At 68.9% G+C, this 14,531-nt stretch carries 16 protein-coding genes; 14 read left to right on the top strand and 2 right to left on the bottom strand.

Features of this window, described 5'->3' with window-relative positions:
• The first annotated feature begins 132 nt into the window (after window positions 1-132).
• From secY to truA, 13 genes are all read left to right on the top strand, one after another.
• Window positions 133-1,437: a preprotein translocase subunit SecY gene (gene secY, locus ABZW11_RS32775; protein WP_355425587.1), complete on the top strand. Its 1,305-nt coding sequence runs from the start codon at window positions 133-135 to the stop codon at window positions 1,435-1,437.
• Complete coding sequence (locus ABZW11_RS32770) at window positions 1,437-2,087, top strand: adenylate kinase (RefSeq protein ID WP_355425584.1); 651 nt, start codon at window positions 1,437-1,439, stop codon at window positions 2,085-2,087. The genes secY and ABZW11_RS32770 overlap by 1 nt, the downstream gene beginning before the upstream one ends.
• A gap of 112 nt (window positions 2,088-2,199) precedes the next feature.
• Window positions 2,200-3,009 (top strand): type I methionyl aminopeptidase, encoded by an 810-nt coding sequence (map, locus tag ABZW11_RS32765; RefSeq protein WP_355425581.1) that lies wholly within the window; start codon window positions 2,200-2,202, stop codon window positions 3,007-3,009.
• Window positions 3,010-3,027: 18 nt separating this feature from the next.
• Window positions 3,028-3,459 (top strand): DUF1707 domain-containing protein, encoded by a 432-nt coding sequence (locus ABZW11_RS32760; RefSeq protein WP_355425578.1) that lies wholly within the window; start codon window positions 3,028-3,030, stop codon window positions 3,457-3,459.
• Between the two features lie 102 nt (window positions 3,460-3,561).
• Window positions 3,562-3,969 (top strand): hypothetical protein, encoded by a 408-nt coding sequence (locus ABZW11_RS32755; RefSeq protein ID WP_355425575.1) that lies wholly within the window; start codon window positions 3,562-3,564, stop codon window positions 3,967-3,969.
• A gap of 279 nt (window positions 3,970-4,248) precedes the next feature.
• Window positions 4,249-4,470: a translation initiation factor IF-1 gene (gene infA / locus ABZW11_RS32750; RefSeq protein WP_012887858.1), complete on the top strand. Its 222-nt coding sequence runs from the start codon at window positions 4,249-4,251 to the stop codon at window positions 4,468-4,470.
• Window positions 4,471-4,493: 23 nt separating this feature from the next.
• The gene (gene rpmJ / locus ABZW11_RS32745) at window positions 4,494-4,607 is read left to right on the top strand and encodes a 50S ribosomal protein L36 (RefSeq protein ID WP_003956441.1); all 114 of its coding nucleotides are present in this window, start codon (window positions 4,494-4,496) and stop codon (window positions 4,605-4,607) included.
• Window positions 4,608-4,819: 212 nt separating this feature from the next.
• Window positions 4,820-5,200 (top strand): 30S ribosomal protein S13, encoded by a 381-nt coding sequence (gene rpsM, locus ABZW11_RS32740; protein WP_043623489.1) that lies wholly within the window; start codon window positions 4,820-4,822, stop codon window positions 5,198-5,200.
• A gap of 117 nt (window positions 5,201-5,317) precedes the next feature.
• On the top strand, window positions 5,318-5,722 hold the full coding sequence (gene rpsK / locus ABZW11_RS32735; RefSeq protein WP_020542285.1) for a 30S ribosomal protein S11: 405 nt from the start codon (window positions 5,318-5,320) through the stop codon (window positions 5,720-5,722).
• 23 nt (window positions 5,723-5,745) lie between these two features.
• Complete coding sequence (rpsD, locus tag ABZW11_RS32730; protein ID WP_080043218.1) at window positions 5,746-6,372, top strand: 30S ribosomal protein S4; 627 nt, start codon at window positions 5,746-5,748, stop codon at window positions 6,370-6,372.
• 97 nt (window positions 6,373-6,469) lie between these two features.
• On the top strand, window positions 6,470-7,486 hold the full coding sequence (locus tag ABZW11_RS32725; protein ID WP_043623495.1) for a DNA-directed RNA polymerase subunit alpha: 1,017 nt from the start codon (window positions 6,470-6,472) through the stop codon (window positions 7,484-7,486).
• A gap of 93 nt (window positions 7,487-7,579) precedes the next feature.
• Window positions 7,580-8,128, top strand: a complete 549-nt coding sequence (rplQ, locus tag ABZW11_RS32720; protein WP_355425571.1) for a 50S ribosomal protein L17 — start codon at window positions 7,580-7,582, stop codon at window positions 8,126-8,128.
• Between the two features lie 85 nt (window positions 8,129-8,213).
• Window positions 8,214-9,074, top strand: a complete 861-nt coding sequence (gene truA, locus ABZW11_RS32715) for a tRNA pseudouridine(38-40) synthase TruA (protein WP_355425568.1) — start codon at window positions 8,214-8,216, stop codon at window positions 9,072-9,074.
• A gap of 153 nt (window positions 9,075-9,227) precedes the next feature.
• Here truA and ABZW11_RS32710 read toward each other — a convergent pair whose 3' ends face one another.
• Complete coding sequence (locus ABZW11_RS32710; protein WP_355425565.1) at window positions 9,228-11,252, bottom strand: hypothetical protein; 2,025 nt, start codon at window positions 11,250-11,252, stop codon at window positions 9,228-9,230.
• Window positions 11,253-11,417: 165 nt separating this feature from the next.
• Here ABZW11_RS32710 and ABZW11_RS32705 point away from each other — a divergent pair, with 165 nt between their 5' ends.
• Window positions 11,418-11,762, top strand: a complete 345-nt coding sequence (locus tag ABZW11_RS32705) for a hypothetical protein (protein ID WP_355425563.1) — start codon at window positions 11,418-11,420, stop codon at window positions 11,760-11,762.
• Window positions 11,763-12,735: 973 nt separating this feature from the next.
• On the opposite strand, the gene ABZW11_RS32700 is transcribed toward ABZW11_RS32705, so the two are convergent.
• The gene (locus ABZW11_RS32700; protein ID WP_355425560.1) at window positions 12,736-14,514 is read right to left on the bottom strand and encodes a hypothetical protein; all 1,779 of its coding nucleotides are present in this window, start codon (window positions 14,512-14,514) and stop codon (window positions 12,736-12,738) included.
• Window positions 14,515-14,531 lie beyond the last annotated feature (17 nt).

The raw sequence follows: 14,531 nt of genomic DNA, 5'->3' as shown, positions 1-14,531 counted from the left end.
CCCACGCCCGTAGTGCGTTAGAGTTCGCGAGACGGCAGGCTTCTGTCCGGCTCGTTTGACAATGAGACTTCAGATGGCAGATCCCCGCACCATCGCTTACTCACACCGCCGTAAAGGCGCGCAGGAGGGACCGTGCTGACCGCGTTTACCCGGGCGTTCCGGACACCGGACCTGCGCAAGAAGTTGCTCTTCACCCTGGGCATCATCGCGCTTTTCCGTCTCGGCTCGGTTCTTCCGACTCCGGGAGTCCACGTCCAGAACCTCGCCGCCTGTTTCGATCAGGCTCGTAGTGGCGAAACCGGCAATATTTACGGGATGGTGCAGCTGTTCAGCGGCGGTGCGCTGCTGAAGCTGTCGGTGTTCGCACTGGGCATCATGCCGTACATCACCGCGAGCATCATCCTGCAGCTGCTCGTCGTCGTGATCCCGCGCCTCGAGGCGCTGAAGAAGGAAGGCCAGGCCGGCCAGACCAAGATCACGCAGTATACGCGTTATCTGACGATCGGCCTCGCGGTCCTTCAGTCGACGGCCTTCATCGCGCTCGCGCGTACCGGCCAGCTCTTCCCGAACTGCCAGCAGGACGTGCTGCTCGACCCCGACAACATCTTCGGCATCGTGACGATGGTGATCATCATGACCGCCGGTACGTCGGTCATCATGTGGCTCGGTGAGCTCATCACCGACCGGGGCGTCGGCAACGGCATGTCCATCCTGATCTTCACCCAGGTCGTCGCGGTCTTCCCGTCCGAGCTGGCCAACATCTTCCAGGCGAACAAATTCACCTTCGCGGTCGTCATGGTCGTCGGCATCTTCATGATCGCCGCGGTGGTCTTCGTCGAGCAGGCGCAGCGCCGCATCCCGGTCCAGTACGCCAAGCGCATGGTCGGCCGCAGGATGTACGGCGGCACCTCGACCTACATCCCGCTGAAGGTCAACCAGGCCGGCATCATCCCGGTCATCTTCGCCTCCTCGCTGCTCTACCTTCCGCAGCTGCTCACCTCGCTCTTCTCCACCAGCGAGAACGTGGTGATCACCTGGATCTCGCAGAACCTCGCCACCGGCGACACGCCGATCTACATGGCGACCTTCTTCCTGCTGATCATTTTCTTCACCTACTTCTACGTGTCGATTACCTTCAACCCCCCTGAAGTCGCCGACAACATGAAGAAGTACGGTGGGTTCATTCCGGGCATCCGCCCCGGTCGTCCGACGGCTGAATACCTGAACTTCGTGCTCACCCGTCTGACCGCGCCAGGCGCGCTCTATCTGGGTCTGATCTCCATGGTCCCGATCGTCGCGCTGGCCGTGGCCGGTGCGAGCCAGAACTTCCCGTTCGGAGGGACGAGCATTCTGATCATGGTTGGTGTCGGCCTGGACACGGTCAAGCAGATCGAGAGCCAGTTGCAGCAGCGTAACTACGAAGGTTTCCTGCGGTAGTGCGTCTCGTTCTGGTCGGGCCCCCCGGAGCGGGTAAGGGGACGCAGGCCCAGTACATCGCATCGAACCTGTCCATCCCGAAGATCTCGACAGGTGACATCTTCCGTGCCAACGTCTCGGGCGGCACGGACCTTGGCAAGCTGGCCAAGACGTATATGGACCGCGGCGACCTGGTGCCCGACGAGGTCACCATCGCCATGGTCCGTGACCGTCTGTCCGAAGACGACGCGCAGGACGGGTTCCTGCTCGACGGCTTCCCGAGGAACGTCGCGCAGGCGGAGATCCTGCGCGACATGCTCAAGGACTGGGGCCAGGAGCTCGACCTCGTGCTGGAGCTCGTCGTCGACGACGACGAGGTGGTGCGGCGGCTCGCCGGCCGGCGCACCTGCAGCCAGTGCGGCCGCATCTGGCACGTCGAGTTCGATGACAAGAAGGACGACAAGTGTGACGCGTGCGGGGGCGCACTCTTTCAGCGTGACGACGACAAGGAGGAGACCGTCAGGCACCGCCTGGAGGTCTACCAGGAGCAGACGGCGCCGCTCGTCTCCTACTACGCCGATGAGGGCATCCTGGTGGGCGTGGACGCCACGGGGCCGGTCGAAGAGGTCACTCAGCGGGCCATGGACGCGATCCGGCCTTTCATGGGCTGAGCGCCGAGTACGACTGATTCGCGGAGGTGGCACGGGTTCCCGTGCCACCTCGCGGCTATTGTGGGGGAATTGGGCCCCCATCGTGGCCCGTTGAGACCCAGGGGGGCAGAAGATGTTCAAACGGAACAGGCACGGCATCCAGATCAAGTCGCCGGAGCAGCTCGAGAAGATGCGGGCGGCAGGTCTCGTGGTCGGGCGTACGCTCGACCTGCTCAAGCGCTCCGTGCAGCCGGGCATGACGCCGCTCGACCTCGACGTCATCGCCGAGAAGGCGATCAGGGACGAGGGCGCGATCCCGTCGTTCAAGGGCTACCAGGGCTTCCCCGCGACGATCTGCGCGTCGGTGAACAACGAGGTCGTCCACGGCATTCCGACGAACGCCCGCAAGCTGCGCGAGGGCGACATCATCTCGATCGACTGCGGCGCCATCCTCGAGGGCTGGCACGGCGACTCGGCCGTCACGGTGCCGATCGGCGAGGTGGACCCCAAGCTGACCGAGCTGATGCGGGTGACCGAGGAGGCCATGTGGCGCGGCATCGCCGCGCTCAAGCCGGGCCGCCACCTGTCCGACATCGGCCATGAGGTCGAGCGGTACGTCAAGTCGCAGGGCCGCTACGGCATCCCCCCTGAGTACGGCGGCCACGGCATCGGCACCGAGATGCACATGGACCCGTGGATCGCCAACCATGGCAAGCCGGGCCGCGGGCCGGCGCTGGAGGAGGGCATGTGCCTGGCCATCGAGCCCATGGTCAACCTCGGCACCGAGCGGACGCGCGTACTGGCCGACGACTGGACCGTCGTCACGATCGACGGCAAGCATTCCGCACACTTCGAGCACAGCGTGGCCGTGACACATAATGGACCTTGGGTGCTCACCGCTCTAGATGGGGGCAAAGAGCGCCTCGCTCAACTGCAGATCTAGCTCCCCGGGAGTGGTGGGATGGCGAACAGCCCCGAGATGCGTGCCTCCGACGCCGACCGTGACCGCGTCGCCGCCATCCTCCGCGAGCACACCGCGCAGGGCCGCATCACGATGGACGAGTTCAACGAGCGGCTGGAGCAGCTCTACAAGAGCAAGACCTACGGCGAGCTGGCCAGGCTCACCTCCGACCTGCCCGACGTCGATCTGCGCCACCTGCCGGTCAAGGCCGGCTCGACGGTGCCCGACAAGAAGGGCATGCACAGCGGCATGGCGGCGGCCTGGAGCGCCTGGGCCGCGGCCAGCGGCATCAACTGGGTCATCTGGCTGATCGTGAGCGTCACCTCGGGCGACCTGATCTATCCGTGGCCCCTGTGGGTGATGGGTCCGTGGGGTGTCATCTTGCTGGTGAGCACGGTCTTCGGCGGTAACAATCAGCCGAAGGAGTCCTAGGCTTTGTGCACTAGTGCACTGTGTGCATTCGTGCGCAGTGCGTAAAGGCGGCGATTCCTAGCGTGAGCGGTGTCGGGAAACACCACCCACTCGGAGGAATCGATGCGCAAGATCCTTGCGGCCACCGCTCTCGCCGGCTCCATGGCCATCACCGGCCTCGCCGTCGCCCCCGCCGCCCAGGCCGCACCGGTGACCGCCGGCGCCACCCAGGCGAGCTCGGCGGGCGGCTGGGGCACGTATTACAGCAGCAACCACAAGGCCTACACCTACGGCAAGACCTTCGAGAAGGGCGGGAAGGTCTACACCCACTGGTACGGCAAGGAGTCCACCTCGAAGTCCGGCTACGTTTGGTTCCGCTACTACTCCGGCGGCAAGTGGCACACGTTCTACCGTCCGTGGAACGGCAAGCACCACGGCAGCTGGTCGGGCAAGGGGATCAAGCGGATCTACGCGTACACCTGCTGGGGCGGCAAGTCGAAGTCCTGCGGTTCGGTGCACCGCATCTACTAGGTCCGTCCAGCCTGGCCCGTCGGGGGAGCTTCCCTGGCGGGCCTCGTGTTGTGGGCGTCGCGGCTTGCGGGGTGGGGTAGACTTCTACGTGGTTGTGTCAGGACACCTGGCACGCGTTTCGCGTTTTGGGCCCAGGTGTCGTACACTCCTTAGTCGGCTCACTATGACTTATCACGCGTCGGCGGTCCTTGGCGGCCGTCGCTCTCTTCGAAGCGTGAAGGTCGCGGCTGCGTAGTGAACCGGAGCCTCAGACGACCGATCAGTGAAACGCGAGGAATTTTGGCCAAGAAAGACGGCGCCATCGAGATCGAGGGCACTGTGGTCGAATCGCTCCCGAACGCCATGTTCCGGGTGCAGCTCGACAACGGCCACAAAGTCCTTGCCCATATCAGCGGACGGATGCGGATGCACTACATCCGGATTCTTCCGGACGACCGGGTAGTCGTTGAACTGAGCCCCTACGACCTGAGTCGCGGGCGGATCGTCTACCGATACAAGTAAGACGTCTGAGGAATCAAAGGACAATGAAGGTAAAGCCGAGCGTCAAGAAGATCTGCGACAAGTGCAAGGTGATTCGCCGGCACGGTCGCGTCATGGTGATCTGCGACAACCTGCGCCACAAGCAGCGTCAGGGTTAGTCGCCGCAAGGCTTCTCCGAGTCCGCCCCGCAAGGGAGCGGGCTCGACGCATGAGAAGCCTTGAGTCAGTTGGCGCGTCTCACGCCTGAGCAGGCGGCATTCGCCGAACCGCTCAGGAGACCCCCGGTCGGAGGCCGGGGCCCTCACCCCGGGCATTGGGGAGGGGTAGTGCGGCGCAAGACCTCCGCCACAAAGAAGGAGAATGCCCGACCATGGCTCGCCTGGTTGGCGTCGACCTCCCCCGCGACAAGCGGCTGGAGATCGCTCTCACCTACATTTACGGAATCGGCCGCACCCGCGCCCAGGAGATCCTGCAGGCCACCGGTGTCAGCGGCGACCTGCGCGTGCACCAACTCAGCGACACCGAGCTCGTCCCGATGCGTGACTACATCGAGGCGAACTTCAAGATCGAGGGTGACCTGCGCCGCGAGGTCCAGGCCGACATCCGCCGCAAGATCGAGATCGGTTGCTACCAGGGCATCCGGCACCGCAAGGGCCTGCCCGTGCACGGTCAGCGCACGCAGACCAACGCGCGCACCCGTAAGGGCAAGAAGAAGACCGTCGCCGGCAAGAAGAAGCCCGGTAAGAAGTAGTCCCGCACGGGATGTCGCCACCCGTCCGGCCCCGGTCGCGCACGCGACCGGCGGGTGCCGGGCCGGCGACCATCACACACAGCCGCGGACCGAAGACCTCAGGAGTAATGGCAAACAATGCCTCCTAAGAGCCGCCAGGGTGCGCCGAAGAAGGTGCGCCGCAAGGAGAAGAAGAACGTCGCTCACGGGCACGCCCACATCAAGAGCACGTTCAACAACACGATCGTCTCGATCACCGACCCCAACGGGAACGTGATCTCCTGGGCCAGCGCCGGCCACGTGGGTTTCAAGGGCTCCCGTAAGTCCACCCCGTTCGCCGCCCAGATGGCCGCCGAGAACGCCGCCCGCCGCGCCATGGAGCACGGCATGCGCAAGGTCGACGTCTTCGTCAAGGGTCCCGGCTCCGGCCGCGAGACCGCGATCCGCTCGCTGCAGGCCACCGGCCTCGAGGTGGGCTCGATCCAGGACGTCACCCCGGTTCCGCACAACGGTTGCCGGCCGCCGAAGCGCCGCCGCGTCTGACTTAGCCCAGGAGATACGAAGAAATGGCTCGTTACACGGGCGCCGACTGCAAGCTCTGCCGCCGCGAGAAGACCAAGCTCTTCCTCAAGGGCAGCAAGTGCGAGTCCGCCAAGTGCCCCATCGAGATCCGTCCTTACCCGCCGGGTGAGCACGGTCGCGGACGTCCCAAGGAGTCCGAGTACCAGCTTCAGCTTCGCGAGAAGCAGAAGACCCGCCGCATCTACGGCGTCCTCGAGAAGCAGTTCCACAACTACTACGAGGAGGCCGCGGGCCGCACGGGCAAGTCGGGTGAGGTGCTGCTCCAGATCCTGGAGAGCCGGCTCGACAACGTCGTCTACCGCGCCGGGTTCGCCCAGTCGCGTGACGCCGCCCGCCAGCAGGTCCGTCACGGACACTTCCTGGTCAACGGGAAGAAGGTGGACATCCCGTCCTACCGCGTCCGCGAGCACGACATCATCGAGGTCCGCGAGACCAAGCGCAACCTGATGCCGTACGAGGTGGCTCGCGCCACCGCCGGCGAGCGCACGGTTCCCGCGTGGCTCGGCGTCGTGCCCGACAAGCTGCGCGTCCTGGTTCACCAGCTTCCGGTGCGCCAGCAGATCGACACGCAGGTTCAAGAGCAGCTCATCGTCGAGTACTACTCGAAGTGAGCCTCGGCCGGGGTACGCATTGCCGTACCCCGGCTACGCTGTTCATCGGAGTGGCGTCATATAGCGGGCGTCACACGAAAAAAGGGGAGACCCGCACATGCTGATCGCTCAGCGTCCGACTCTTCTCGAAGAGTCGATCGACGAGACCCGGTCCCGGTTCGTCATCGAGCCGCTGGAGCCCGGCTTCGGCTACACCATCGGCAACTCGCTGCGCCGCACGCTGCTGTCGTCCATCCCGGGCGCGGCCGTGACGAGCATCCGCATCGAGGGCGTGCTGCACGAGTTCTCGACCGTCCCCGGGGTCAAGGAAGACGTCACCGACATCATCCTCAACCTCAAGGAACTGGTCGTCTCCTCCGAGCACGACGAGCCGGTCGTGATGTACCTGCGCAAGCAGGGCCCGGGTGAGGTCACCGCCGCCGACATCGCGCCGCCCGCCGGTGTCGAGGTGCACAACCCCGAGCTGCGCATCGCGACGCTCAACGGCAAGGCCAAGCTGGAGATGGAGCTGACCGTCGAGCGCGGTCGCGGCTACGTCTCCGCCGCCCAGAACAAGCAGCCGGGCCAGGAGATCGGTCGCATCCCGATCGACTCCATCTACTCCCCGGTGCTCAAGGTCACCTACAAGGTCGAGGCGACCCGAGTCGAGCAGCGTACCGACTTCGACCGTCTCATCCTCGACGTCGAGACCAAGCCCGCGATGAAGCCCCGCGACGCGGTGGCCTCCGCCGGTAAGACCCTCGTCGAGCTCTTCGGCCTGGCCCGCGAGCTCAATGTCGAGGCCGAGGGCATCGACATCGGTCCGTCGCCGACCGACGCCGCTCTCGCCGCCGACCTGGCGCTGCCGATCGAGGAGCTCAACCTCACGGTTCGCTCCTACAACTGCCTCAAGCGCGAGGGCATCCACACCGTGGGTGAGCTCGTCGCCCGCAGCGAGCAGGACCTGCTCGACATCCGCAACTTCGGCGCCAAGTCGATCGAAGAGGTCAAGCAGAAGCTGCACGAGATGTCGCTGGCGCTCAAGGACTCCCCGCCCGGGTTCGACCCGAGCGCGGTGGCCGGCGGCGGCTACGACGACGACGACAGCGCGTACGTCGAGACCGAGCAGTACTGATTCCCAGCTAGCGCGGGCCCCCGGCCGGGGGCCTGGCGGCCCGACCCCGGTACCTGGCACGGCCGGGGCGGGTGAACCTCAAGGAGAAATGACATGCCCAAGCCCACCAAGGGTGCACGTCTTGGCGGCAGCCCGGCGCACGAGCGGCTGATCCTGGCCAACCTGGCCACGGACCTGTTCCGCCACGGCAAGATCCGCACGACGGTCGCCAAGGCCAAGCGCCTGCGCCCGCTGGCGGAGCGCCTGATCACCAAGGCGAAGAAGGGCGACATCCACAACCGGCGTCAGGTCCTGACCGTCGTTCGGGACAAGGGCGTCGTGCACCAGCTGTTCACCGAGATCGCGCCGACGTTCGCCGAGCGTCCCGGTGGCTACACCCGCATCACCAAGATCGGTGCGCGTAAGGGCGACAACGCCCCGATGGCGGTCATCGAGCTGGTGACCGAGCCGCTGAACGGCGTCACCACCCGCCGTACCGAGGCTCCCGCCGCCGCTGCTCCGGCTGAGGCTCCCGCCGAGGAGACCGCTGCCGAGGCTCCGGCCGCTGAGGCTCCGGCTTCGGAGGCTCCCGCCGAGGCTGCTGAGGCCAAGGCTGAGGAGTCCGCTCCCGCCGAGGGCGAGGCGAAGAAGGACGAGGCCTGATCTTTCAGGCTGGACGGGCCCGATCCCCTTTGCGGGGGTTCGGGCCCGTTTTTTGAGTTCGGGCCCTTTTGATAGGGGGATCATCGTGGTACGGCTTCGTCTCGATCTCGCGTATGACGGGACCGACTACTCCGGATGGGCTCGGCAGCCGGGGCTGCGTACCGTCCAGGGGGAGATCGAGCTGGCGCTCACGCGGATCCTGCGGCTTTCCTCGCCGGCCATGCTGACCGTTGCCGGGCGTACCGATGCGGGGGTGCATGCGCGGGGGCAGGTCGCGCATGTGGACCTGCCTGAGGCGGCGCTGGGGGAGCTCGACGGGCGCCGGGGGCCGCTGGGCGTCGATGAGCGGCTCTCTGCGCTCGTGCGGCGGCTGGGTGGGGTCCTGGAGCCCGATGTACGGATTTATCGGGTCTCGGTGGCTCCTGAGGGCTTTGACGCGCGGTTCTCGGCTATGTTCCGGCGGTATGCGTACCGGGTGGGGGATGCGCCCGGGGGCGTCGACCCGTTGCGGCGGCGCGAGGTCGTCTGGCACAACCGGCCGCTCGATCTCGGCGCGCTGAACGCCGCCGCCGCGCTGTTGCTGGGGGAGCACGACTTCGCGGCCTTCTGCAAGAAGCGCGAGGGCGCCACCACCATCCGGGAGCTGCAGCGGCTCGACTGGGTGCGCGAGGACTCCGGCGTGCTGGTCGCCACTGTGGTGGCCGATGCCTTCTGCCACTCGATGGTGCGGGCACTGGTGGGGTCGTTGCTGGCCGTCGGGGAGGGGCGGCGTCCGGTGGAGTGGCCTGCTGAGGTGCTGACCCGTCGGGTGCGGGACTCCGGGGTGCATGTCGCGCCCGCTCACGGGCTGTGCCTTGAGGAGGTCGGGTATCCGGCCGACGAGGAGCTCGCCGCTCGGGCGGCGGCTACGCGGCGGGTTCGTACGGTGGGGGCGGACGCCGGCTGAGCGTTCTTCCGGCCCGCGTGCTTCGAGCCTCGTGCTTCTGACCCGGTGCCGGTCCGGGGCGTGAGGTGGCGCGTGCGGTGACCCTCGTGTGAGAGGGCCGGGTCGGGGCGTACGGGGGGCTGGTGCCTGTTCGTACGCCCCGATCTGCGGGTGTCAGTCCTTGGTGGCGCGGCGTTCCAGGACCTCTGAGGTCAGGTCGCGGAACTCGGCGCTCACCTTCGGAAGCGTCTTCTCGTCGGCCTTCGGGGTGTGGCCGTCGGCGTGGGTGGCGTAGCTGAAGACGATGTAGCGGCCCCAAACCAGGCCCGCCGCGTAGCCGCCGGCGATGTGCACCCGTTCGCCGCCCGACTTCTCAGGGCCGGGCAGGGGGCGGAACCAGACGTTGTTCGGCAGGTCCTTCGCCTGGTCGGCCGCGGCGGCGGCGTCCTTGTCAGGCAGGACGGCGATGCCCGTGGTGACCGCGTAGCGGCGCTTGCCGTCGACGTACGTGGCCCTCAGCACCCGGCTGCACTCCCGCTCCTTCAGCGCGTCGGCGAAGGCGCCCGTCGCGGCCTTGGCGCACGTCGTCTCCATGCCGGCCTTGACCCGCGTGAACGTCGTGCCCGCCGCGCTCACCTTCCTCTTCGGGAACGCCTCAGAGAGGGACAGCTTCTGCGGGTCGGTCTGCTCCGAGTCGAGGACGGACGTCGCCGCCGGGGTCTCGGGCGGCGGGGTGGCGGCGTTGGCCGTCGCCGACGGTGGCGGCGCCGACGCTCGCGTGGCGGCCGTCGTCGGGGCCGGTGAGGTCACCGTCTGGTACGCGAAGAAGCCGCCCGTCGCGATGCCGGCCAGGGCCAGCGCGCCCAGGGTCACCAGCAGCGCCCGCTTGCTCTTGGGCGGTGGCGGGGGTGGCGGTGGCGTCTGGAACGGGGGTTGCTTGAAGGCGCCCGGTGGGAAGGCCGGAGCGCCCGGCCCCGTCTGGGCGGGGACGTTGAAAGCCGACGTGGGCTTCTGGCCCCAGGTGTCTCTGGAGAACGGGAGCTCGGGCAGTTTGTCACCGGTCGCGGGCGTGGGGGGCCAGACGGGTACGTCGCCTGGCTCCGGGGGGCGGGCGGGGTCATGGGGTTGGTTCGGTGAGGTGGCCGTCGCAGCGGCCTCGACCTCGCCACCGGGGCCGGCCGAATCTGTGTGGTCGGTCGACTCTGCCTGAGGGGTGTCGGGGTTCTCCTGGTTAGTGGGCTGCTGCTTGTTGTCCGAGCCGGTGGTCGACTGCGTCTGCGGGGCCCGGTCCGGATGCGGATCCGTGTGCGGTGCTGAGCCCGCATGCGGGAGTGTGGCCGGGCGCGGGTGAGCGGCGGTGGGCTGGTCCGTGGTGTCGTCGGACTGCTGTGCGCCGCCCTCAGCCGGCTCGGTGCCGGCCTGAGCCGGCTTTGAGCCGTTGCCTACGGGGCCTGAGGAGCCCTGGGTCGGATGGGCAGCCGTTGGCGAAGACTCGTCGCCTTCGTGGGTGGCTGCCGTGTCCGAGTGGGTTGCGTCCCCCTGGGTTACGTCAGGGCGTGGCAGGGCTGGACGGGTGGCGTTGACGTCGCTGTGGTTGACGTCGCTGCGGTTCGCGTCCGCGAGGTCGGCGTTCGCGTGGCTGGCGTGCGTGTGATCGGTGTTCCCGGGGACGGTGCCTGGGCCCGGGGGATCCGCTTGGGTGCTGGCCGCTGCTTGCGGGATGTGCTGTCGGATGATGTCCGGGTCGGTGTCGGCTGGCTCGGTTTCGCCCGGCTTCGTGAAGTGGGCGCGGGTGGTGTCCGTGTCGGCCGGGTGGAAGGCGTTCGGGTGGGTGTCGCCTTGGTGGGCCGTTGCGCCGGTTCGGGCGAACGGCGTTTGGGCGTTGGCCGGACGGGTCGGTGCCTCGTTTGAGGAGAGGGAGCGAGGCGTGCTGGGCACGGGTGCGTCGCCCGGCTGGTCCTGCTCCTTTGCGTCTTGGTCGGCCGGGTCGGAGTAGTGCGCCGCCGGGAGGTCGAGGCCCTCCGGGTCCGTGGTGATCGCGTCCAGGTTGGTGCCGTCGGCTGGGTAGTCCGTGTCGCCGGCGCTTACCTGGTTCAGGATGAACGGGGTCGGGTTCGGGTTGAAGGGGGGCGGAAGGAAGGGCTCGTCCGCGTCGGGGACGGCCTCCAGTTCGCCCGTGGCGGCCGGCCATGGGGGCATGGCGTGAGCGTCCGACACCGGTGCGGGCCAGGTCGGCATGCCCGCCGCCGCTGCGGTGAACGCCGGCGGTGGCTCCCACGGTGGCGTTGTCGACCCCGGGCCCTCCGCAGGCCAGGCGCCCTGGCCGGGCTGCTGCTGGGCGCTTGGGGGCATGGGGTGGCCTGGTTGCGCGCCGCCGTTGTGCTGTGGGGGGTGCGGGGCTCCCTGATGCGGGCCGTCGAAGTGTGGACCCGGGTGGGGCTGGGTGGGGCCGGCCTGCTTGGGCCCGGTCTGGTTGGGGCCCACCTGGTTCGGGCCCACCTGCTCGGGGTGTGGTGCGGCGAGCGGCTGGCGAGGGTGGGGCGCGGCGAACGGCGGCTGGCCTGGGTGCGGTGGGCCCGCCGGGGGGTGCGGTTGCGACACGCCGAACGGCGCCCCCGGCGGCTGCTGGCCGAACGCGTGCGGGCCGCCCTGAGGCGCGCCGAAGTGCGGGTGACCGTGGTCAGGGGCCGGAGGTCGGCCGCTCCGTGACTGGGCACCTGGTGGCTGGACACCGGGCGGCTGGGCACCGGGCCCGCCCTGACCGAACGGTGGGGTGCCAGGCCCGCTCTGACCGGTTGGCGTGGCGCCGGGGCCGCTCTGACCGGACGGCGGGGCGTCGGCCCCGCCTTGGTGGAAGGGTGGGGCGCCCTGTGCCGGGGCGAAAGGTGGCCGGCCCTGCGGTGACCCGAAAGGCGGTTGGCCCTCGGGCGGTCCGAAAGGCGGCTGGCCTTGCGGCGCTCCGGAGGGTGGCGGGCCTTGAGGTGGTCCGAAGGGTGGCTGGTTATGCGGTTGGGGGGTGGCTTGCGGGCCGGTGAAGGGGGGTTGGCCGAAGCGGGGTGGGGTGGAGGGGGCGTTGGGCGTGGGCCCGAAGGGAGACTGGGGGGCGGGCTGGGGAAGTGCTGGGTCGGAAAGCCAGTCGTAGGGAGCCGCGTCGTCGGCGGGGACTTCCCATGGGTGGGCGTCCGACGGGAGGTCCGCGGGCGCGGCGTTGGTGTCCGGGGCGGCGGGCGCCGGTTGGTCCCCAGAGGGTGTAGGCGCTGTTGGGGCCGCCTGGTCCTTCCCGGACGTTGACGGGGATTCCGATGCCTGAAGGCGTGGCTCGGGGGCTGGAGGGCCGTCGGGCAGGGGAGGATTGGGGTCACCGGGGTCGTTGCCGGCGGCCGTGGCGCCGGGGGAGCCCGGAGGATAGGGGGAGGTGCCCGATGGGTGTGGGTGGGCCGACGTCCGCTCGCCGGAGGGAGTGGACGCCGGTGGAACGTCTCGCCCGTTGGTCTGGCCGAAGCTCGGCGGTGGTGTCGCTGGGGCGGCCGAACCGTCGGCCTCCCTCTGATCGTGCTCAGACCCGGGTTCCTGGCCACGCATAGCTTGGAGCCTAGCGAGCGGAGCGAGATCGTTAGGCCGGTATGGGCGTTCCCAGGAGCATCACGAGCCCCTTTGCAGCGGGTTCGCCCCAAAAGACCATTCAGCTGAGCGCGTTGCCGGTCAGAACCCGGTTGTCCAGGGCCACGTACACGGTGGCCTTGGTGATGTCGACGATGGCCTGAGAGATCCGCTTCGACCCCTTTGAGTCGGGCTTCGTGCCGTCCTTGTTCTGGAACCACACGAGGATCGCGTAGTGCCCGTACGTCGAGATCTTGGCGCCGCCCGCGCCCGAGCCGAGCTGCTTGGTGACCTCGTCCTTGCCTGCCAGGGGCTTGACGTAGTTGCTCGTGCTGCCGGCCTTGGCGACCTTGGCCGCCTGCTTCTCTGAGCTGAGGTTGGCCACGCCGACCGTGCCGATCACCACGCCGGCCTTGTCACGGAAGCTCGCGCGGACGAACTGGGTGCACTTGGCGGACTTGAGCGCCTTCTGCAGGGAGTCGCCGAGAGCGCCGTCCGTGCACTTCTTGTCCTTGCTGGTGATCGTCATCTCGTAGCCGCGCTTCGAGACGGTGAACTTCCGCTTCTTGCCGAACAGCTCCTTGACCGAGATCGGGTCGGGGTCGGTCTCGCGGCTGGCGGCGAAGCCGTACTTGCCGGGCGGGACCGAGGGCAGCGGCGCCGAGGTCTGGCGGGCCGCGGTTGTCTCGGCGGTGACCGGGTCGTCGGCGTTGTACATCAGGGCCAGGCCGCCGCCGAGCAGGCCGAGCACCACCAGGCCGCCGATGCCGGCGAGCAGCGGGCCGCGGGAGCGGCTGCCCTCGTCGTACGGGCTCCAGCCGATGCGGCTCTGGGGAGCCCTGTTCGTGAAGTCGTCCTCGGGCTTGTCCTTGCCCGTGGCGTCAGCGGTCTCGGGGCCTGCCGCGGCACCGCGGTCTTTACGGCCTCGGCGGGACTTTCCGGAAGAGGCGGACTTGTCGCCCCTACCCTTCTTGCCGTCCTTGCCCTTGTCGTCCTTGCCGTCGGCGCCCTCCGGCGGGGTGGGCGCTCCGAAGGCGGAGGTGGCGGCGCTCGCGGAGGGGTCGCCCCCAGGGGCGCCTCCGGGTCCCCCACCGGGACCGCCACCAGGGCCGCCGCCGAAACCGCCACCAGGGCCGCCACCAGGGCCGCCGCCGAAACCGCCACCAGGGCCGCCATCAGGGCCGCCACCGGGACCGTTCGGTGCGGCGGCTCGTCGGCCGGGAACGGCGTGCGCGCCGCTCGGGCCGCCGAACGGGTCCGTGCCGAAGCCGCCCTGCGGCGGACCGGCAGGCCCGCCGCCGAAACCCCCACCGGGGCCACCGGGACCACCGGGGCTGCCAGGGCCGGCAGGACCACCAGGGCCACCAGAACCAGCAGGACCACCAGGGCCGCCGCCGTGACGGCCGCGACCGCCGGGAGCACCGCCCGGAGCGCCGCCGGGCCCACCGGCAGGGCCGTCAGGACCGCCGAAACCAGCAGGGCCACCGGGGCCGGCAGGGCCACCGGGACCGCCGGGGCCGGCAGGACCGCCGGGCCCAGAAGGACCGCCGGGCCCGCCGTGGCGGCCGGAGCCGCTCATGAACAGGCTGCCGGGCGCCTCAGAGCCGCCGCCCGGGTTGTTGGGGAAGGGCTCGTCGACCGGCCTGCCCCTGCGGGGCCGGCCACTTTCGGAGCCGCCGTCGGCCGCGAAGAAGCTGCCAGGGGCCCCGTCGGCGGGCCCGCCATCTGCGGGGCCGTTGCTCGTGAACAGGCTGCCCCCCGTCGCGCCCGCCGGTGAGCCCTCGCCCCTGGGAGTGCCTCCCATGCCGTAGGGGGCGCTGCCGGTGCCGTGGTCACGTTCCCCACTGCCGTTGGAAACCATGCGGCGACATTACCGTG

This window comes from Nonomuraea sp. NPDC004580, from assembly GCF_040609855.1.
GTDB classification, from domain to species: Bacteria; Actinomycetota; Actinomycetes; order Streptosporangiales; family Streptosporangiaceae; genus Nonomuraea; species Nonomuraea salmonea.
The sequence above is the reverse complement of the archived record's forward strand: the minus strand, read 5'-3'. Positions and strand labels throughout refer to the sequence as shown.